This window comes from Streptomyces sp. NPDC050509 (genome assembly GCF_044457965.1).
In the GTDB taxonomy this organism is placed as follows: Bacteria; Actinomycetota; Actinomycetes; order Streptomycetales; family Streptomycetaceae; genus Streptomyces.
Genome location: NZ_JBITHL010000002.1, coordinates 627,033 through 647,399 on the forward strand (window position 1 = coordinate 627,033; position 20,367 = coordinate 647,399).

Genomic DNA, 20,367 nt, shown 5'->3' on the forward strand with positions numbered 1-20,367 from the left:
AGAAGGTCGAGAAGGACCGCATCCGCTTGTCCCGAACCGCACCGCACAGGGGCCGCCGATGAGGCCCCCACCCTCCGGCCGCCGACCGGTGAGCAGCACCGCGGCCGCGGTCGGTGCGAAGATCCGCCTGCGCCGCCAGCAGCGCGGCATGAGCGCCGCGGAGATGGCCCGGCGCGCCGGGCTGAGCAAAGCCACGCTGTCCCAACTGGAGGCCGGCAACGGCAATCCGACGATCGACACCCTGGACGCGATCGCGATCGCCCTGCGCATCCCGATCGCCGACCTGCTGGCGCGTGACGCCGACACCGGACCGGTCTTCCGGCCGGGCACGGACATCGAGCCCGGCGAGGTCTCCCGGGAACTGCTGCGCCGCATCAGCAGCGGCAACAGCCTGGAGATCTGGCGGCTGCGCATCCCGCCCGAGACGGAACTGCCCGGCGTCCCGCACGCCACCGGCACGATCGAGCACCTGCTCATCGCCACCGGGCACGTCACCGCCGGCCCGGTCGACGCCCCGCGGTATCTGGGCCCCGGAGACATGCTCGCCTTCGCCGGGGACGCCCCGCACTTCTACCGCACCGGCGCCGAGGAAGTGGACATCACCGTCGTCTTCGCCTCGCCCATCAGCACCTGAGATCCAGCACCTGAGACCCAGCACCTGAGACCCAGCACACCCAGCACCCAGCACCCAGCACCCAGCACACCCAGCACCTGAGACCAAGGAAGACCCTCCATGGGCGCCACCATCGCCATCACCCCCTCCAGCCGTGCCTTCATCAGCGACAACATGGCCGGGGCGTCTCCGCAGATAGCCCAGGCCGTCGCGGACGCGGCCACCGGGCAGGTCCTGCCGTACGGCAACGACCCCTTCACCGAGAGCGCCCGCCGCAGGCTCGGTGAGATCTTCGAGCGGGACGTCGACGTCTTCCCGGTCTCCACCGGATCCGCCGCCAACGGCCTGAGCCTGGCCGCCCTCACCCCGCCGTGGGGCAGTGTGCTCTCCCACCCCGACAGCCACATCAACCACGACGAATGCGGCGCTCCGGAGTTCTTCACCAACGGCGCCAAGCTCGTCGCCGTCCCCGGCCCCGACAGCAAGATCGACGCCGAAGCGCTGCGGGCGGTGGTGCGCCGCCGGGCCGGTGACGTCCACAGCGTGCAACCGTCCACGGTGAGCATCAGCCAGGTCACCGAGAGCGGCAGCGTCTACACCCTGGAGGAGATCCGCCGTCTGTCCGCCATCGCCGAGGACGCGGGACTGCGCGTCCACATGGACGGCGCGCGCTTCGCCAACGCCCTGGACCATCTCGGCGCCACCCCGGCGGAGATGACCTGGAAGGCCGGCGTCGACATCCTGTCCTTCGGCGCCACCAAGAACGGGGCGATGACCGCCGACGTCATCGTCTCCTTCGACCCCGCACTCGCCACCGAGCTCGCCTTCCGCGCCAAGCGCGCCGGTCAGCTCGCCTCCAAGATGCGCTTCCACGCGGCCCAGATCGACGCGTACCTCACCGACGGCCTGTGGCTGCGCAACGCCCGCCGGGCCAACGCGATGGCCACCCGGCTCGGCGACGGCCTCAAGGCCATCCCCGGCACCGGCCTGCTGGCCACGCCGCAGGCCAACATCCTCTTCTGCCGCCTGCCCGGGCACGTCACCGAAGGACTCCTCGCCGAGGGCTACGCCTTCTACCACGACCGCTGGGAACCGGGCATCGTCCGGTTCGTCACCGCCTTCTCCCACAGCGCCGACGACATCGACCAGCTCCTCGAAGCGGTCCGGCGCCACACCCGCTGACCGACGGCCGGGGAAACGTCCTGACCCACATGGTTCGACCCCATCACCCATTGGTGAAGTGTGGGCGCTGACCATATCGGTGGGGCTTCAAGCGCTGCTTAGAGTGCGGAACATGACCGCGCCCACCACACCAGGTCCTGCCCCGCGTACGCCGGGCTCCCGTACCGCGGACAGCCCGGCCGCCCGTGGCCCCGCCACCGCCGACATCGCCGCCGCTCCCCGCGGACTCGCCTCCCTCGCGCTCGATCTCGCGGGCCGCACCGCGCTGGTCACCGGCGCCGCGAGCGGCATCGGCCGCGCCTGCGCGCTGCGGCTCGCCGCGGCCGGGGCCAGGGTCAGAGCGGTGGACCGGAACGGCGAAGGACTGGCATCCCTGGCCGGGGAAGCCGAGGCCGCCGGGGCGGCGGGGGCCTTCGAAGCGCGGGTCCTCGACCTGACCGACCTCGACGCGGTGGGGAAGGCGGCCGAGGGCGCGGACATCCTGGTCAACAGCGCCGGGCTGCAACTGGTCCGCCCCATCGAGGACTTCCCGCCCGAGGTGTTCCACACCGTCCTCACCGTCATGCTGGAGGCGCCCTTCCGGCTGATCCGGGGAGCGCTTCCCCACATGTACGCCGAGGGATGGGGCCGGATCGTCAATATCTCCTCCGTACATGGGTTGCGTGCCTCTCCCTACAAGTCGGCGTATGTGGCCGCCAAACACGGCCTCGAAGGACTCTCCAAGACCGCGGCCCTCGAAGGCGCCTCGCACGGGGTCACCTCCAACTGCGTCAACCCCGGCTATGTGCGTACGCCACTGGTCGAGAAGCAGATCGCGGACCAGGCACAGACACACCGGATCCCGGAGGAAAGAGTCGTCGCGGACGTCCTGCTCCAGGACTCCGCCCTGAAGCGTCTTCTCGAACCGGAGGAGGTCGCCGAGGCGGTCGCCTATCTCTGCACCCCACAGGCGTCCTTCATCACGGGCACGTCGCTCACGCTCGACGGGGGCTGGACCGCGCATTAGGTCCTGTCGGCGGGACCCCTCCGGGCCCGCGACGCCTGGCGCGCACGCTCGCGGCGTTGCCGGAGCCAAGTTGTCCACGTCGCGTCCGTTGTCCACAGGCCGGCGCGACCGAACGAACGGTGGGTAATGCTGTGTCCATGTCCCAGCCGCAGCCCAACTCCCACGCCCACGTCGCCCACCACGATCAGCTCTCTTACCTGGAGCTCCTCGCGCGCGGCGCGGCGGCGGAGGCATTCGACCGGCCCGCCCTGCTGGCCCGCGCGGACGGCAGAGGACCGGAGGCGCTGGCCGCACTGGAGCACGCCAAGCGGCTCGCCCTGAGAGTGCGGGCCGAGCTGGCGGAACGACGGCGCCGGGAGGCCGAGCTGTCGGCGCTCTTCGAGACCGCGCACGACCTCGCGGGGCTGCGTGATCTCGACGCGGTGCTCCGGGCGATCGTGCAGCGCGCACGCTCCCTGCTCGGCACCGAGGTCGCCTATCTGTGTCTGAACGACCCGGCCGCGGGTGACACCTACATGAGAGTCACCGAGGGGTCGGTGGCGGCGCGCTTCCAGCAGTTGCGGCTCGGTATGGGGGAGGGGCTCGGCGGGCTCGTCGCCCAGACCGCGCGGCCGTACGTCACCGACAGCTACTTCGACGACCCGCGTTTCCAGCACACCAGGGCCATCGACTCCGGCGTACGCGACGAAGGGCTGGTCGCCATCCTCGGCGTGCCACTGATGCTCGGCAGCCAGGTCATCGGCGTGCTCTTCGCCGCGGACCGCCACGCCCGGGTCTTCGAGCGGGAACAGATCTCACTGCTGGCTTCGTTCGCCGCCCACGCGGCGGTCGCCATCGACACTGCGAACCTGCTCGGGGAGACCCGCTCGGCGCTCGCGGAACTGGAGAAGGCCAACGAGATCATCAAGGAACACAGCGCGGCCATCGAGCGCGCCTCGGACGTGCACGACCGGCTGACCGAACTGGTCCTGGGCGGAGGCGGTGTCCATGACGTGACGAGCGCGCTCTCCGAAGTGCTGGACGGCACGGTGGAGTTCGCCGGGCCCGACTCCCCTTCCGTGACCGCGCTGGACCTGACCGGCACCGAAGGCCGTGCCACACGCCACGGCGAGGTCTGGGGAGCCGCGGTCTGGGCCGGCGGTGAACTGCTCGGCGCGCTCGTCCTGCGTGGCCATCCCGGTCTGGACTCCGTCGACCAGCGCACCCTCGAGCGGGCCGCCATGGTCACCTCTCTGCTGTTGCTGGCCCGCCGCTCCGCCGGAGAGGCCGAGCAGCGGGTACGGGGCGAGTTGCTGGACGACCTCCTCGACGCCCCCGACCGCGACCCCCGCCTGCTGCGCGAACGGGCCGTCCGGCTCCACGCGGATCTCGACGCGCCGCATGTGGTGCTGGCCGCCCGGATCGACGGCCCAGCCCCCGGCACGCCCGGAGCCACCGAACGGGAGGCGGCCGACCGGCGCCGCCTGTGGTCCGCCGCGTCCCATCTCGCCGCCACCGGACAGGGACTGGCCGCCACACGCGACGGAGGCACCGTCCTGCTGCTGCCGCTCGGCCCCGACGACACCGCCGCCGACCTCGCCCGCCGTACGGCCAAGCAGCTCGGCGAGGCCCTGCGCGAGCCCGTCACCGTAGGCGCCTCCGCGGCTGTGGAGTCACCCGCCGCGCGTCCGGGCGTGGTGGCCGAGGCGTACGCGGAGGCCCGGCGCTGCCTCGACGCGCTCCGGCTGCTCGGCCGCTCGGGCGACGGCGCCGCCGCCCAGGACCTCGGGTTCCTCGGGCTGCTGCTCGCCGACGCCCGGGACATCGAGGGTTTCGTGCACCGCACCATCGGTGAGGTCATCGCCTACGACCTGCGCCGCGGCACCGATCTGGTCCGCACCATGAGGGCCTACTTCGCGTCAGGGATGAGCCCGGCCCGTACGAAGGACGAACTGCACGTTCACGTCAACACGGTCGCCCAGCGCCTGGAACGCGTCGCATGGCTGCTCGGCGCGGACTGGCAGTCGCCGGCGCGAGCCCTGGAGATTCAACTGGCCCTGCGGCTGCACGCCATGTCCGAAGCCGTCGTCCGCTGAACAACGAACAACGACCGGCGAACGGCGAGCGGGGGACGCTTCAGGCGCACTTCACCGTCCCCCGTCCACCGCCCCCGTCCGTCGGACACTTCAGACGCTGGGGGTACGGGAGCCGGCGTCGGCCTGTCGTGGCGCGGGCGCCCCCGACCGCGCGGGATCCGCGTCGACATCCGTCAGATCGCGGTGCCGGGTCTCCCGGGCACACGCGAGGGCCACGACAGTGATCAGCGCGGCGCCCATGACGTACAAGGCGATCGGCGTCGAGCTGTCGTAGTCGGCGAGCAGCGCCGTCGCGATCAGCGGCGCCGGTGCGCCTGCCGCGACCGAGGAGAACTGCGCGCCGATCGACGCACCCGAGTAGCGCATCCGGGTCGCGAACATCTCCGAGAAGAAGGCCGCCTGCGGCGCGTACATCGCACCGTGGAGCACCAGTCCGACCGTGACGGCAAGGATCAGATTGCCGAAGCTCGCGCTGTCGATCAGGGCGAAGAACGGGAACATCCAGCCCCCGACCCCGACCGCGCCGATCAGATACACAGGCCTGCGGCCGATACGGTCCGACAGCGCGCCCCACGCGGGGATGACCGCGAAGTGCACGGCGGAGGCGATGAGTACGGCGTTGAGCGCGGTCTGTTTGCTCAGCCCCGCCGAGTTCGTCGCGTACACGAGGATGAACGCGGTGATCACGTAGTAGCTGATGTTCTCCGCCATGCGCGCGCCTATCGCCACCAGTACGTCCCGCCAGTGGTGCCGCAGAACGGCGACCAGCGGCATCTTCTCGGCCTCGGTCCCCGCTGTACCGGCTGCGGCCTTACGCTCCGCGGCCTGGGCCAGCGCGGCCTTGAAGACCGGGGATTCATCGACGGAGAGCCGGATCCACAGGCCGACGATCACCAGAACGCCGGAGAGCAGGAACGGTATGCGCCACCCCCACGCCACGAACTGGTCGTCCGAGAGCAGCGCGGTCAGCGCCGAGAGCACCCCGGTGGCGAGCAACTGCCCGGCGGGCGCCCCGGTCTGCGGCCATGAGGCCCAGAATCCACGCCGCTCGGCGTCCCCGTGCTCCGACACCAGCAGCACGGCCCCGCCCCACTCACCACCGAGTGCGAACCCCTGGACCAGCCGCAGCACGGTCAACAGCACGGGAGCGGCCGTACCGATGGTGGCGTGCGTGGGCATCAGCCCGATGGCGAACGTCGCCCCGCCCATCATCAACAGGCTGAGAACCAGCAGCTTCTTACGCCCGATCCGGTCCCCGTAGTGGCCGAACACCAACGCCCCGAGCGGCCGCGCGGCGAAACCCACGGCATAGGTGAGAAAGGACAGCAGCGTTCCGACGAGCGGATCGGAGTCGGGGAAGAACAGCTTGTTGAACACCAGAGCAGCTGCGGATCCGTAAAGGAAGAAGTCGTACCACTCGATGGTGGTGCCGATGAGGCTGGCGGCGACGATGCGCTTCAGACTGGCAGGTGTCGGGGGAGCAGGTGCTGCGGAGGTCATGTGCGCCACTTCCTCGTGTGAGGTGGGAGGGGTACGTGTCGGCACACGGTAGAAACACGCAGGTCAGGCGCACATGTGGTGGGGCAACGTAGTTCGAGGGCTAGCTATGCGGGCAGCCACCATGTCGGCTCACGGAAGGGCGGTTCAGGGGCTCGAAGGCGGTCGAAACGAGTGCTGTCCGGAACGCGCAGTTCGAGACGTTTTGGCGGTACGGTGCTGACTCCCGTGCTGACTTGGTGCTGACTACGCTCCGTTGAAGTAGGACATCTTGGGGCTGATCGGCTCAGGGCCGTTGCGTGGTGGCGACCTGACCGCGAGGCCGACCCGGCTCTGCCACTCGGCTCTGCGGCACGGACGAGGCGTTGCGCCGGCGCGTGGTACGCGTTCGTCCCAGCAGATTTTTCGTCTGCGGGTGGTACAGGGCTGGTGTGCAGGTTGACCTGCTTAATTGCTCAAATTGGATCTGGATGATGGCTGCTTGGTCCGTGCGTGGTCCGCACTCTGGGCTTGGACAAGGATCCAGGGGGCGCGGACAGCTCTGCTTGCAGAGCGGTTTCCGTGTAAGGGGCCCAAGATCGCCGAGTGGCTCTGGTGCGAAGTGGCTGGGTTGTGGGCTCTACGGACCTCCGAGCTTTCGGTGTGCTGATGGCCCCGTGGCTTCAGCCGGTACTTCAGCAGGGAGGTCTGGCATCATGAGTGGTGATGTTGAGAGATGATGGCCAAGGAATGGCAAAGCGCCTCTGAAGCCGCAGGAGGAAGAGTGCTTCCCGCGCGAGCGGGGGTGAACCGGCGGACGCCTCGATGCGGAGCGAGTCGAGCGCGTGCTTCCCGCGCGAGCGGGGGTGAACCGAAGCTCGACCAGATCCTCGCCGCACTCCAGGCGTGCTTCCCGCGCGAGCGGGGGTGAACCGTTGACGACCGTGCTGCCGGTCAGCGTCCCTTTGTGCTTCCCGCGCGAGCGGGGGTGAACCGCCGGTGGCGAAGTGGGACTTCTGGCTCCCCGCGTGCTTCCCGCGCGAGCGGGGGTGAACCAAGTAGCGGCGGACGCACTGCACGTCTCCGGTGAACCCTCGCTCGCGCACTTCGCGATGGAGCTGGGGAATGTCGTGGCAGCCGTCGATCCACCGTTGGTGCAGGTAGGGCTTGTAGTCATCCAGGAGAGTAGCTCGGTTGGTGGCCTTGACCAGCAGTTCGTCGAGGTTGCGGGCGCGGGCGAAGCGGCGCACGGTGGAAAGGTCAAGCCGTAGTTCCCTGCCGATGGCGCGCAGCGATTTTCCCTCGGCCAGCCGTTGCTGCACTGCCTCGTACCGCTGTGTGGTGCGGGCGACCAGACGCCGGGGACGCCCCGTAAAATCGAGCGTTCCGTCCGGCGGTACAAACCGTACTGCTTCAACGGCAGGCGACTCCGTCGCGACCAGGTCCCCCGCGGCCGCCTCCGTGGTGCCCACTGGCGTGGCGAACGCGGCCCGGATGCAGCCGTGGTGGGCGCCGACCGTCTTCTCCAGAGCCTCGGCGAGGTTCCGCCACAGATGCCACCCGTCCGCGACCTGCATCGCCTGTGGGGCACCGACGCGGGCGCCCTCCGCGTAGGCGCCGGCCCGGTCCCGGCAGATGATCTCCACCCCGGGATGCCCGCGCAGCCAGGCGGCCAGCGGCGCGGCGTCCCGCCCGGGCAGCACATCGAGCGGCCGACGGGCCTCCAGGTCGATCAGGATGGTGGCGTACGAATTGCCCTTGCGCAGTGCGAAATCGTCCACCCCCAGCACTCTGACCTGGGGCGGAGGCGGCTCGGGGACCGTGCGCAGGAGCTTCAGGAGGGTGTCTTTGGCGACACGGACGCTCAACGCGCTTGCGAGCCGTGCCCCGGGGCGGCCCGCCAGCGTCAGCGCGATCGAGCTGAGCACCGCGCGCAGCAGTGGGGTGTACCGGGCATGCGGGCTGGTCAGCCCGGGGATCTGCTCGGCGAACGTCGCTGCCGTGCACCGGGAGTTGAGGCACTTGAAGCGCCGCACCATCAATTCGATCACGACCGGGACGCCGCCAAGGGGAGCGTCGGCGAGTCGCCGTATGTACCGGCCATGCACCCGCCACGACGGCATCGCGCACGCCGTACATCTCGCCGGGAGCGTTCGGCACGACGTACGAAACGTGACCACCCCAGCCGCCCTCCTGACGGACTCCATGACCACACCCGCCAAATGCGGTAGCAACCGCCCCAAATCCCCTGAATCGCACACCCGGTAGATGCCCAGTTCAGACGGGAAACATCACAAGATCGCCGATAGAGCCGGATACTCGCCAGATGGGCACACTGGTCACACTGCGCGGTTGAGGGCGGAGTGGAAGGTGCCGGTGCGCTGTGGAAGAGGCCATGACAGCGCGCACACGCGGGAGCCTGTGGGTGCCGGAATCTGTTGGTGCTCCGCGTACTTGCCGACGGACGGCCCTGCACGTGCTCCTCGGAGTGCATGTGCGGGGCGGTCTCGTAGGCCCGGAGAGGGCCGCTGCTGAGGGCCGTGCGGGCTGCATCGAGGTTGTCTCAGGAAACGTGTGCCTGTATCTGCGTCTCTCCAAGATCCTTGATCCTGATGTTGCGCCAGCGGCACTGTGCGCCCCTGCCCCAACGGGCATCGCCGAACAACGCGTCGTTGTCGTGCACTTCGAAGGCGATGTGTCCGCGGTTGCCGAGACACTCCAGTACTGCGGATGGGTCGTAGTCCGGGGAGTCGAGCGTCTCGGTGTTCAATTCTGCTATCTTCAGCCCATTCACCCATGTGGTGATGACGGGGAGAGCGCCCACACAGCGGATTCTTATTTCGTTCCAGTCGTCCCACCGCCACACTTCGAGGAACTCGTTCACATCAGCCCCATAGCTCAGTCGGTCGATCTTCTCCTGGGTGACCGGCTCGACGGAGGTCGCCGGATCGTCGGGGGCGAGCCCGATGATTGTGCCGTCTGCGTCCTTCTGTGACACCACAGCGAACGGAACGGCGGAGAAGCTGGCCAGACCGTTACCGAAGAAGCCCGCGATACCGCCGGACTCCCGGTGGTCGAGCAGGACCTGGAAGCCCTCCCAGCTGTCCCGCTTGCGACGGAGCATGATGCCGGTGTCTGCGGGCCAGTCGGGCCGTGCTTCAACCGTGAGTTCGAAGTCCGCGAAGGTTTCGTCGCTCACCAAGTATCCGCCGTAGCCGCATCCCGGCCTTTCCTGTTCGCCCACGATGTAGCCGTCTTCCGCGCGCCAGACGGCAGGGTGCTTCTCCGGCTCCACCGGACGTGCGATGCCGCGCTCGTCGAATACGTCGAGCAGGTGGGGCCCTCCCGGGTGGACCGTGCCGTATACGCGGGGCGCCGGGTGCCAGCCGGTCAAGGAGTTTCCGTCGAAGAGGCTGACGAATCCGTCGTTGCCGAAGCTTTCCAATTTCATCGCATGTGCTCCTCTGGTGCATGGTGTGGGACGTTGAGGTGAAAGCGGGTGGGGTGGGCGGTGCCGGGCAGGTGCGTGGTCGACGCGAGGTCAGCGGAGACCACCAGCTGGTGAGCAACCGCATCGGCTGCCGTGCTCCTCCTTCAAAGCACCGCGATCCGCGATCCGCCGCAACTCGTAGCGCAGGCCCCGCCTTCTACTGGTTGTTGAAGGCGGCGTCGAAGGATGCCGCAGGTAGCTTCCACAGCAGGGAGCGGATATACCGCACGGCCTCGGCCGCCCCGTGCAGGCGGTCCATGCCGGCGTCTTCCCACTCGATCGAGATGGGGCCGTCGTAGCCGATCGACGCGAGCGCCCGGAAAGCGTCCTCCCATGGGATGTCGCCGTGCCCGGTCGAGACGAAATCCCAACCGCGACGCGGGTCTCCCCACGCCAGATGCGAGCCGAGGACGCCCTGGCGACCGCTGGCCCCGCGGATGCGGGTGTCCTTGCAGTCCACGTGGTAGATGCGGTCGGAGAAGTCGGTGATGAACGACACCACGTCGATGCCCTGCCACGCCATGTGCGAGGGGTCCCAGTTGAACCCGAAGGCATCGCGGCGGTCGATCGCCTTCAGGGTGCGCACGCTCGTCCAGTAGTCGTACGCGATCTCGCTGGGGTGCACTTCGTGGGCAAAACGCACGCCCTCGGCGTCGAAGACGTCGAGGATGGGGTTCCACCGGTTCGCGAAGTCCTCGTAACCGCGCTCGATGACCTCGCCGGGCACGGGCGGGAACATGGCGACGTACGGCCAGATCGACGATCCCGTGAAGCCGACCACGACATCGACACCGAGTTTGCGGGCCACGCGGGCGGCCCGCTTCATGTCCTCGGCAGCGCGCTGCCGCACACCCTCGGCGTCACCGTCGCCCCACACGTAGTCGCGCAGGATCGCCTGATGGCGGAAGTCGATCGGGTCGTCGCACACGGCCTGGCCGGCCAGGTGGTTCGAAATCGCCCACACCTTCAACCCGTAGCGGTCGAGGATGTCGAGCCGGGATTGCACGTACGTGTCGTCCTCGTCGGCCCGGGCGAGATCGAGGTGATCTCCGCTGGCTGCGATCTCCAGGCCGTCGTAGCCCCACGCGGCGGCGCGGCGCGCCAGTTCCTCGAAGGGCATGTCGGCCCACTGGCCGGTGAAGAGGGTGACCGGATGGCGGGACTGCTCTGTCACGACTTCTCCGTTTCCGTGGTGAGCGCTGCGTCAGCGGCAGCGATCTCGGTCCAGTCGCCGGTGGCGGCGCTGTGCAGCAGTGCGTCGATGATCTCGACGGATCGCAGCCCGTCGTCCACCGTGGGCAGTCCGGTGCGCTCTTCGCCCCGGACGGCGGCGTAGGTGTCCGCGCAGAACGCCGCGAACGCGTCGGGCCATCCCTGCGGGTGGCCGGGGGGTACATGGTTGAGTCGTCCCTGGTCGTCCGCGACCTCGCCTTCGCCGCGGCGGACGACGGTGGCACCCCGCTCGCTTCCGAACCAGACGGATTCGGGTTGCTCCTGGTCGAACACGGCCGACTTGAGCGAGCCGTCGAGCTCCAGCCACAGCCGGTTCTTGCGGCCGGCGGAGACCTGCGAGACGACGGTGTTCGCGAGCACGCCCCGTTCGGTGCGGAACGTCGCGACCGCGATGTCCTCGGTCTCGACGAGCGCGCGTTCGCCGTTCGCGTCGCCGCTGAAGGAGGGGCCGGAGGTAACGGGTCTCGTGGGATACGCGATGGAGGTACTGGCGGTCACGGCGGCGAACCGCTCGCCGGAGACGAACTCGGCCAGATCCGCCCAGTGCGATCCGATGTCCGCGAAGGCGCGCGACGCGCCACCGGTTCGGGGATCGACCCTCCAGGTCGACGCGTCGGGGGACACGAGCCAGTCCTGCAAGTAGGAACCGTGCATGAGCAGCGGTTCGCCCAGCTCGCCCGACTGCCGACGGCTGCGGATCTCCCGCACCAGCGGGTGGTACCGGTACACGTACGGCACGGTCGCGACCGTGCCGGCGGCATGGACGGTCGCCGCCAGCTCGCGTGCTTCGGTCAAGCTGGTGGCGATCGGCTTCTCGACGACCATGTGGAGCCCGGCCCTCACCACGGCGTGCGCGTAGTCGATGTGCGTGTCGTTGGGTGTGCAGATGTGTACGACGTCCGGCCGTGCCTCCAGCAGTTCGGGCAGAGTCGGATAACCGGTCGTGATGCCCCACTGCTCCGCGGCTTCCAGGGACCGCTCGGGGCGGGAGCCCAGGACCCCGACGACCGCGGCACCGGCGTCCCGGGCCGCGCGCAGATGCGCTGCCGCGATCATGCCGGTCCCGACGATCGCCACCCGGAGCGATCCTGGCCGAGCGCTCACTCGGCGGCTCCTGCCGTGGCCGTGAAGTAGGGGTGCTGTCGCAGGAACGCCAGCGACGTGGCGCTGCTCTGCGCGGGGGTGCCTATGTTGGGCACATCGACCTCGATGACGAACCAGCCGTCGAAGGCAGCAGGAAGCGCGGCCAGGACGGCGTCGAAGTCGATCGCGCCGCGTCCGGGCTCGGTCCACACCTTCGAGTCGCCGGTCGCCGTCCTGTAGTCCTCGCGGCGCTGCCGTGCGGCGTCGGCCGCCTCGGCGTCGACGTCCTTGAGGTGGACATTCAGCACGCGGTCCGCGTAGTGCGCGACGAGCTTCTCGGGTACGGCGCCGGCCCAGCACAGGTGGCCGGTGTCCGGGCCGAACAGCAGCGCGCTGCCCGTGGTGGAATCCAGCACCGTACGGACTTCTTGTTCGATTTCGACAGCGGTGCCGACGTGGGGGTGCAGCCCGTATCGCACGCCCTCTACGGCAGCCGCTTCTGCCGCGGCGGCGAGGCCTTCGGCCACCACCAGCGTCCGGTCCGCGTCGTGTCCCGCGCCGACGGCTGGTCGTGCCATGCGCTCGGGCAGCAGGTCGGCGGCGATGAAGGCGCTGTCGACGCCGAGTTGAAGGTGCGCCTGTGCGTGACGTTTGATCGCCTCGACGGCCTCGCGATGGCGATCACGCTCGTGGAACGGGGCGCAGAAGTACCCGGGCGCCGCGGCGAGCGAATGCCCGGCCAGGAGTGTGCCGTACTCCGCGGGGCTCATCTCCGGGGGCAGCTCGATCGTGAAGTGCGTGTAGCCGATGGCGGACAGCGCGGTCATGGCTTCGTCCAGGACGGCGCGGTCGAGCCGGTATCCGCCATCGCCCAGGATCCAGGGCAGCGGATTGATCGCCGTACGGTGCGTGAGGGGCATCGGAGTCTCTTTCCTGTTCACTGGCCGCCGGAGTCGTTCTGCTGGTCGAAGGGGTAGTCGACGAACGCGAACGCCGCCCCGTCCGGGGACCAGCTGGGCACGTTGATCGTGCCCTGCCCGCCCTCGACCGCGACGAGCGTCGTGGGGTCCTGCCAGGCGTCGACCGACACGAGACGCAGCTCTACGGGCAGGTCGGCGGGGTGGCCGGTCGTGCCGGGCGGGTAGCTGAGGTAGACGGCGATGTCACCGGTCGGGGCGATGTGCGGGAACCAGTTCACACGCTCATCGAAGGTGAGCTGCTCCGGCCCGGTCCCGTCCGGCCTGACGCGGGCGAGTTGGGCGTGGCCGGGCCGGCCGGAGAATTGCTCGGTGTTGAAGACGATCCAGGCGCCGTCCGGCGTCCACTCGCACCCGTCCGCCGGCCCGGGATCGGTGGTGACGGCGATGTCGGCGCCCCCGTCGACGCCGACGGTGTGGATGGTGGCAGAAGCCCACCAGTTGTCGCCCTCGGGTTCCAGACGTACGTAACCGAGGCGGCGTCCATCGGGGCTGACGCCGTGCAGGAAGTGCATCGCGCCGTCGTCGGTGGTGATCCTGCGGGCGGCGCCACCGGAAAGGGGGACCGCCCAGATGTGCCAGTCGTTCGCCGAGGCGAACACCGTGGCCCCGTCGGGAGACAGGACGTGATCGTTGTTGACATCGGGCAGCCCCTCCGCCGGCACCGCCCGGGGCGCTGCCGACCCGTCGGTGGGGAGGGTCCACAGAAGCCCGTCGCCGTTGACGAGCAGGCGCCCGTCGGGCGTCCAGTTGGGCGCCTCGTAGAGGCGGTCGCGGGACTTGTACACGGTGCGGACGGCCCCGCTCGCACGGTCCCAGATGCGAATGCGGGAGCTCTGGCCGCTCCGCAGTTGACGCAGGGGAACCTTCTCGCTCACTCGTTGCCTCCGTCGGCCAGGTGGGCGCGGATGCCTTCGACGATGAGGTCGTGGTCCTCCCGCGAGGACAGGCCGGAGGCGGTCGCGGCTGCGACAACGCCGACGTCCCGAACACGGATGGGGAACGAGCCGCCCGTGACCGCGTAATCCGCTCCCAGCCATCCGACAGCGGCAGGGTCGACCCCCGCGGCGGACAGCCGCGCGTCCACCAGCGCGCTGCTGGCCTCCATACGCAGCACGACCGCGGCCTTCCGGGCGATCCACGTCTCCTGGTCGGGCGTGATGCCCGGCAGGGCCGCGCGGAACAGGATCAGGCCGGGCCGCCGGATGTCGATGCCGACCGCGTGGCCGGCCTGCTCGGCGATCGTGGCGATGCGCGAGCCCAGCCGCCATGCGTCCGCGTGGTCGAACGAGTCGAAGACCAGCTCCTGTTCGTGGCTTTCCAGGGTGGCGATGAGATCGGTCATGGAACTCTCCTTCGAGCCGCGAAGGTCAGGACGCAGTGATCTGTGCTCGCGCCTCGTCGATGGTGGCGAGGATCGATATGTTCTCTTCGAGCGTGTGTACGGGTGATTCGGTGCGGCCCTCGCCGACGAAGCGCGCCAGTGCCGTGGCCTCCCACGAGAGCCCGTCGAAGAGCCTGAGGCCGGTCGGATCGCTCCAGGTCAGCTCCGGGACAGAGGGATCGCCGCCCGAGGAGAGGGTGAAAGAGGTCGGCGTGTAGAAGCTGCCGTCGATGCTGAGTGTCGCCTCGGTTCCGGCGATCACGGCCGTCATCGGTGTGCGGGCCAGGACCGAGGTGTGGAGCGTCGACTGCGCGTCGCCTTCGTAACCGAGCACCAGGGTCGAGTAGGCGTCCACGCCTGTTCCGGTCATGCCTCCGACGGCGGTCACCCGGGTGGGGGCGCCGAGCACCATGGAGGCGAACTGCACCGGATAGATGCCCAGATCCAGCAGCGCGCCGCCGCCCAGCTCGGGACGGTAGAGGCGGTGCTGAGGATCCGCCGCGATCGCCTGCCCGTGATCGGCGAGGACGGCGCGGGTTTCCCCGAGCACGCCGTCAGCGAGGAGCCTGCGGATGACCGATGTCTGCGGCAGGTAGCGGCTCCACATCCCTTCCATCACCAGCAGTCCGGCGCCGCGCGCCGCGTCGGCCAGGGTCTTTGCCTCTGCCGCGCTCACGGTGAGCGGCTTCTCGATCAGCACATGCTTGCCGGCGGCGAGTGCGGCCAACCCGATGGAGAGATGCTCGCTCTGCGGGGTCGCGACGTACACCACGTCGACGTCGGGATGGCTGACGAGCTGCTCCGTGGAGCCCAGAGCGAGGCCAATGCCGTGGGTGGCTGCGAACGATGACGCGCGGTCGAGGGAGCGGGAGGCGACCGCCACGATCTGCTGAGCGGTGTGGGCGCGGACGGCCTTCGCGAACTCACCTGCGATCCAGCCGGGCCCGACGATGCCCCATCGAAGCGATGGCTCTCCGGTGCCAGGCAGATAGAGGTCGGGTTCCGGCAGGCGGGAAGGAAGCATGTCAGTCTCCATCGACGTCGCTATAGGCAAACCAGTTAGCACGAGCTAAGTTGACCTGGCGCCAGATTAGCACGAGCTAAATCGCGGGAATTTGGTGATCCGCTCTGCTGGGCGCGCTTCGCACACGACTCAAGGAGGCGTCGATGGCGACGGAATCCGCCGCGCACCCGGTCACGGCCCAGAGCCCCATCCGGTCCGTCAGTAACTGGTACATCGCTGCGATTGGAATCGCCCAGTTCGGGATCTACGTGGCGATCCTCGCACCCGTATTCGTCAGTATGCAGTTGAAGGCTCAAGAGCTGAGCCCCGCCGACCCAGCCTCCGTCATCGCGGTGGCACTGCCGATAGGTTCGCTCGGTGCGATCATCGGCAACCCGCTGTTCGGGGCACTCAGCGACCGGACCCGGACGCGGTGGGGGCGACGGCGGCCGTGGCTGCTCGGCGGCATTGTGTTCCTGCTCGCCGGCCTCACCGCGGTGGCCTTTTCGACGAACGTGCTGACGCTGACGCTGTCGTGGCTGCTCTGCCAACTCGCGTCCAACGCGGCGTACGCCGCGCTCGTGGCCAGCTTCGCCGACAATGTGCCCGAGTTGCAGCGCGGACGGGCGTCCAGCGTCCTCGGTCTCGCGCAGAACGTCGCGATTCTGGCGGGCATCTACGCGGCTGCGCTCCTCGTTGCGAACCTGCCCCTTCTCTTCATCCTGCCCGGTGTCGTCGGTGTTGCCTGCGTGATCGTCTACGTGCTTGTCACCCCCGACCGCGTCCCGGAAGCCTCCATCGAAGCCTTCTCCGTGACGACCGTCTTCCGCACGTTCTGGACCAACCCGGTGAAGCACCCTGACTTCGGGCTGGCGTGGTTGTCACGGTTCATGATCGTCCTCGCGTCGTTCCTGTTCACGACCTTCCGTCTCTTCTACATGCAGGACCACCTCGGTCTCGCCGAGAAACGGGCGGTCTCAGTCGTCGCGACGGGTGTGCTCCTCTACACGGCCGCCCTGATGGTGAGCGCGGCCGGGTCCGGCTGGTTGTCCGACAAGCTCGCCCGCCGCAAGATCTTCGTCGGTGGTTCGACGCTGCTTTTCGGCATCGGGCTCATCGTGCTCGTCTACGCCGACAGCGTGGCGGCCTTCTATGTCGCCGAGGGCATCATGGGCTTCGCGTTTGGCGTGTACATCGCTGTTGACAACGCGCTCGTGGTCGACGTGCTGCCGGATCCGGAGAGGCCGGGCAAGGACCTCGGTGTCATGAACATCGCCAACTCGCTACCGCAGTCCCTCGCGCCTGCGCTCGGCGCTCTCCTCCTCGGCATCGGTGGCGGAGACAACTACCCGGCATTGCTCTGGGGCGCAGGCATCGTCGCCGCCGTCGGCGCGGCCGTCATCATCCCTGTCCGTGGGGTGCGTTGAGCCGCAGTGCCAACAGAAGCGGGTCGTGACAGCGGGAACTCGTCACGCCCCGGTCCGCGCCGGCCCCGTCGAGTCACGAACCACGAGTGTCGTTGCTGTGGCGATGACACGGCGGGGACCGTCGCCTCCTTCGATCCGCTCAAGTACTGAGCTCAACGTCGCCTCGACCGTGGCATCGACGTCCTGCCGCACCGACGTCAACCGGTGGTACGACAACGACGAAAGGTAGCTGTCGTCGAATCCGATGACGGAGACGTCCTCGGGGACCTGGACACGCGACTGCGCGAAGACTGCCATCACGCCCGCCGCACACTGATCCCCACAGCACACCACGGCCGTCGGGCGCCCCGCGCGCGCGGCCATCTCCCTCGCAGCCGCAGCGCCATCCTCTTCCGAGAACCCGCTGGGCAGAACCTCGATCTGATCGGACAACCCGAACGTCATCATCGCCGCGCGATACGCGTCGGCACGATCCCGTCCCACACTCCCGCCCAGCCCGCCGACGTAGACGATGTCACGGTGCCCCAGACCGACCAGGTGCTCGATCGCGAGACGAAGCCCCTCAACCTCGTCCACGTGCACGTTGTCGACCTCAGGCTTCTGCACCCATTCGCCCAACCAGACAACGGGAACGAGGTCGCACGCCTCGGCGAGCGCGGCGGAGCCCGGGTCAGGGTTGAACACGACGAGTGCTTCTACGCGTTCCTCCATCAACTCGGCGACGACGACATCGGTAGGCCTCTCCACCGTCGCTGCGCCGAGCGCCAACCCCAGCCCCTTCTCGGCTGCCCGGACGAACAGCCTCTCCACGAAACGCACCTGGAAGGGATTGCGCATCTGGAACACCATCCCGATCAGACGGGTACGGTTCTGCCGCAGCAGGCGCGCGGACGCGTGCGGCCGATACCCGAGCTCGCTGGCGGCGGCAAGGATCCGGTCCCTCGACTCAGCACTTGGCCCGGTCACGCCCCTCAGCACCAGTGAGACAAGCTGACGAGACACCCCCACGTGGTCGGCGATGTCCCGCATCGTAGGCAGCCGGCCAGCACCTTTGCCCTTCCTCCGAGTCCGCGAACCCTCCTCACCAGTCGTCATGCGCGACAGTCTCGCACGGGCGGCGGCCCCAGCAGATCGCGGCCGACGGCAGCTCGGCGGCCGTGCAGCCGCACAGGCGCGTTTGGCGTGCACGGCCCCTCCATCGGCTGGAGCGTTTGAGCCCAGGCGGCGGTGGGTCGCCTGCGCCTCGGACGCCAGTACGGTGCATCAAGAATGACCAGGGATATCGGGCTGACGGCGGCGATGAGGACGAGACGGCAGGGCGGCCCGGTTCCGCCATCTCCTCCGCCTCGGGCGGAGGAGATCGAGACAGGCGTCGCCGGGCCGGTTCAGCGGGGGCGGAACTTCGTCATCGTGAATTCCGAATTGCCTGTTCGATGATCTCAAGCGCGCGGATGCTGTCGATCGGGTCGACGGGCAACGGACCGCCCTCGCTCAGAGCAGCCGCGAGCAGACGGTAGAACTCACGGTAGTCGCCGGCGCGCAAGGGCACGGCCTCCGCACCCTCGGGGCCTTCCACGGTGGCGGCCCGTCCGTCATCGTGCAGCCCGAACCCGGCTTCGCCCGGTTTCCGCCCGGCTATGGACTGTGCTTCCTGCGGGTCGAGTCCCGTCGAGCGGAAGACGGCCCGGGACCCGGTGACCCGGAAGCGGGGGCGGGGAGCGGGCGCCACCGCACTCATCCACAGCCGCGTCCGCACGCCGGAGGCGTGTCGGAGGGTGAGGAAAGAGTCGTCGTCGTTCACGCCGCCGGACCGCCGGAAGTCGAGTTCGGCGTGGACATCGGTGATTTCGCCGAACAGTTGCAGGGCCTGGTCGATCAGGTGCGGCCCGAGGTCGTAGAGGATGCCGCCACCCGCGTCGGGGCCCGCGAGGTCCTTCCAGCCGGTACCGACCTGCGGGTTCCACCATTGGAAGGCGGAGTCGAACTCGTGGACCTCACCGAGTTCGCCGCGCGCGATGACCTCGCGGAGGGTGAGGAAATCGCCGTCCCAGCGCCGGTTCTGGAAGACGGTCAGTACGCGCCCGGCTGCCTTCGCCGCCGCTGCAATGTCGCGTGCCTCGGCGGCCGTGACGGCGATCGGCTTGTCGACCACCACATGCGCCCCGGCCTCGATCGCGGCCCGGGCGAGCGGCGCGTGGCTCTCGTTCGGGCTGCCGATGATCACGAGGTCGAATTGGTCTGCCCTGGCGAAGAGCGTGTCCATGTAGGCGATCACGTCGGTCTCCGGGTACGTCTCACGGGCGGCCTGCGCTCGTTCGGGCGATCCGGTGACGATCGCGTCCAAGGCGTAGCGCGGGTTCGCGGCGACCAGTGGTGCGTGGAAAACGCGTCCCGCGGTGCCGAAGCCGATGACGGCGGTGCGAATGACACTCATGGTTTGGTGTTTCCTTCGTGTCCGTGTGTGGTCATCGGGGGCCGACGTCGGCCGGAAGCCCGGCAGCGATCTCGTCCACGGCCTCGAAGAGACCTGAAGGGATGTCGAGTTCGACTGCCGCGACACTCTCCGCGATCCGTGAGGGACGCGATACCCCCACGACGGTTGAGGCGATCCGCGGGTCACGAGTCGAGAACTGGACGGCGGCAGCGGAGAGCGGCACTCCGGCCTCCTGGCAGAGATCCTCGATCCGGCGGATGGCCCCGAGCAGTTCCTCGGATGCTTCCCGGTATCCGTACCGGCTCGAAGCTGCGGTGCCGGCTGCCAGGATTCCGCCGCCGAACACCGCGGCGTTGACCACACCCATCCCGCGCTCGACGGCGGAGTCGATGAGCCGGTCGGCCGTACGGTTCACGAGGGTCCACCGGTTGTGTGTCAGCAGTACGTCGAAGTGGCCGGTCTCCACGTAGGCGCCGATCGTCGCCGTATCACCGCCGGCCACTCCGATCGCCCGCGCCACCCCTCTGTCCTTCAAGTCCCTCAGGACCTCGACCGGGCCGCCGGGCGCGGTCGCAGCGGCGAACGTCGTGTTCTCGGGGTCGTGCAGATACAGCAGGGGCACCGTGTCGACGCCCAGGCGCCGAAGACTGCCGGCGATGGCCCTGCGCATCTGTTCGCCGGAGAAATCACCGGTGTCCAGGTCGCGGGTGATCTTCGTGGCGAGCAGGTAGTCGTCGGGCAGACCGCCGACCTCGGCGATGGCCGTTCCGATACGCCGTTCCGATTCACCGCGGCTGTAGGCGCAGGAGGTGTCGATTCCGCGGATCGGTCCGGTGAGTGCGGCGACGGCGGTCGCCACTCCGTCCTCGACGCTCACGTCGTAGCCGAAGTTCGAGGGCATCGAGCCCAACGGCGCACCGCCGACCATGAGAGGAGTTACGGGGAGCCCGGTGGTGCCCAGGGCTCGGGGGGTCCAACGCACGC

Annotated in this window: 16 protein-coding genes, 1 pseudogene and 1 CRISPR repeat array; of the genes and pseudogenes, 5 read left to right on the forward strand and 12 right to left on the reverse strand. The window is 69.0% G+C overall.

The genetic code is table 11. The annotated features are described in order from the left end of the window. Positions 1-88 precede the first annotated feature (88 nt). From ACIBJC_RS08120 to ACIBJC_RS08135, 4 genes are all read left to right on the forward strand, one after another. Entirely contained in the window at positions 89-634 is a 546-nt protein-coding gene (locus ACIBJC_RS08120) for a helix-turn-helix domain-containing protein (protein WP_399289427.1), read from the forward strand. A gap of 99 nt (positions 635-733) precedes the next feature. Continuing rightward, the gene (locus ACIBJC_RS08125; RefSeq protein WP_399289429.1) at positions 734-1,795 is read left to right on the forward strand and encodes a threonine aldolase family protein; all 1,062 of its coding nucleotides are present in this window, start codon (positions 734-736) and stop codon (positions 1,793-1,795) included. Positions 1,796-1,907: 112 nt separating this feature from the next. Next, on the forward strand, positions 1,908-2,801 hold the full coding sequence (locus ACIBJC_RS08130) for a 3-hydroxybutyrate dehydrogenase (protein ID WP_399289431.1): 894 nt from the start codon (positions 1,908-1,910) through the stop codon (positions 2,799-2,801). Between the two features lie 137 nt (positions 2,802-2,938). Beyond that, on the forward strand, positions 2,939-4,876 hold the full coding sequence (locus ACIBJC_RS08135; RefSeq protein WP_399289433.1) for a helix-turn-helix domain-containing protein: 1,938 nt from the start codon (positions 2,939-2,941) through the stop codon (positions 4,874-4,876). Positions 4,877-4,966: 90 nt separating this feature from the next. On the opposite strand, the gene ACIBJC_RS08140 is transcribed toward ACIBJC_RS08135, so the two are convergent. The 9 genes and pseudogenes from ACIBJC_RS08140 to ACIBJC_RS08180 all read right to left on the reverse strand — a co-directional run bounded on the left by ACIBJC_RS08140 (position 4,967) and on the right by ACIBJC_RS08180 (position 15,543). Beyond that, positions 4,967-6,376, reverse strand: coding sequence for an MFS transporter (locus tag ACIBJC_RS08140; RefSeq protein WP_399289435.1), 1,410 nt, complete (start codon positions 6,374-6,376; stop codon positions 4,967-4,969). A 760-nt stretch (positions 6,377-7,136) separates the two neighbouring features. Beyond that, a CRISPR array of direct repeats spans positions 7,137-7,409; the repeat unit is 29 nt; unit sequence GTGCTTCCCGCGCGAGCGGGGGTGAACCG. Positions 7,410-7,878: 469 nt separating this feature from the next. Then, positions 7,879-8,559: pseudogene (locus ACIBJC_RS08145) on the reverse strand (ISL3 family transposase); the annotation flags it as partial. 356 nt (positions 8,560-8,915) lie between these two features. After that, on the reverse strand, positions 8,916-9,803 hold the full coding sequence (locus tag ACIBJC_RS08150) for a DUF1080 domain-containing protein (protein WP_399289437.1): 888 nt from the start codon (positions 9,801-9,803) through the stop codon (positions 8,916-8,918). Between the two features lie 196 nt (positions 9,804-9,999). Beyond that, on the reverse strand, positions 10,000-10,962 hold the full coding sequence (locus ACIBJC_RS08155) for a sugar phosphate isomerase/epimerase family protein (RefSeq protein WP_399289841.1): 963 nt from the start codon (positions 10,960-10,962) through the stop codon (positions 10,000-10,002). Between the two features lie 50 nt (positions 10,963-11,012). Beyond that, positions 11,013-12,179 (reverse strand): Gfo/Idh/MocA family protein, encoded by a 1,167-nt coding sequence (locus ACIBJC_RS08160; protein WP_399289439.1) that lies wholly within the window; start codon positions 12,177-12,179, stop codon positions 11,013-11,015. Continuing rightward, complete coding sequence (locus tag ACIBJC_RS08165) at positions 12,176-13,078, reverse strand: sugar phosphate isomerase/epimerase family protein (RefSeq protein WP_399289441.1); 903 nt, start codon at positions 13,076-13,078, stop codon at positions 12,176-12,178. The genes ACIBJC_RS08160 and ACIBJC_RS08165 overlap by 4 nt, the downstream gene beginning before the upstream one ends. 17 nt (positions 13,079-13,095) lie before the next feature. Next, the gene (locus tag ACIBJC_RS08170; protein WP_399289443.1) at positions 13,096-14,013 is read right to left on the reverse strand and encodes a TolB family protein; all 918 of its coding nucleotides are present in this window, start codon (positions 14,011-14,013) and stop codon (positions 13,096-13,098) included. Further along, positions 14,010-14,480, reverse strand: a complete 471-nt coding sequence (locus ACIBJC_RS08175) for a heme-degrading domain-containing protein (protein ID WP_399289445.1) — start codon at positions 14,478-14,480, stop codon at positions 14,010-14,012. Before ACIBJC_RS08175 ends, ACIBJC_RS08170 begins: the two co-directional genes overlap by 4 nt. A gap of 25 nt (positions 14,481-14,505) precedes the next feature. Beyond that, on the reverse strand, positions 14,506-15,543 hold the full coding sequence (locus tag ACIBJC_RS08180) for a Gfo/Idh/MocA family protein (protein ID WP_399289447.1): 1,038 nt from the start codon (positions 15,541-15,543) through the stop codon (positions 14,506-14,508). Between the two features lie 143 nt (positions 15,544-15,686). Here ACIBJC_RS08180 and ACIBJC_RS08185 point away from each other — a divergent pair, with 143 nt between their 5' ends. Continuing rightward, a complete protein-coding gene (locus ACIBJC_RS08185) occupies positions 15,687-16,949 on the forward strand; it encodes an MFS transporter (RefSeq protein ID WP_399289449.1) in 1,263 nt (420 codons plus the stop codon). Between the two features lie 42 nt (positions 16,950-16,991). Here ACIBJC_RS08185 and ACIBJC_RS08190 read toward each other — a convergent pair whose 3' ends face one another. The 3 genes from ACIBJC_RS08190 to ACIBJC_RS08200 all read right to left on the reverse strand — a co-directional run bounded on the left by ACIBJC_RS08190 (position 16,992) and on the right by ACIBJC_RS08200 (position 20,365). Next, positions 16,992-17,978, reverse strand: coding sequence for a LacI family DNA-binding transcriptional regulator (locus tag ACIBJC_RS08190; RefSeq protein ID WP_399289451.1), 987 nt, complete (start codon positions 17,976-17,978; stop codon positions 16,992-16,994). Positions 17,979-18,354: 376 nt separating this feature from the next. Then, positions 18,355-19,383, reverse strand: a complete 1,029-nt coding sequence (locus ACIBJC_RS08195) for a Gfo/Idh/MocA family oxidoreductase (RefSeq protein ID WP_399289453.1) — start codon at positions 19,381-19,383, stop codon at positions 18,355-18,357. Between the two features lie 31 nt (positions 19,384-19,414). Further along, complete coding sequence (locus ACIBJC_RS08200) at positions 19,415-20,365, reverse strand: aldo/keto reductase (RefSeq protein WP_399289455.1); 951 nt, start codon at positions 20,363-20,365, stop codon at positions 19,415-19,417. Positions 20,366-20,367 lie beyond the last annotated feature (2 nt).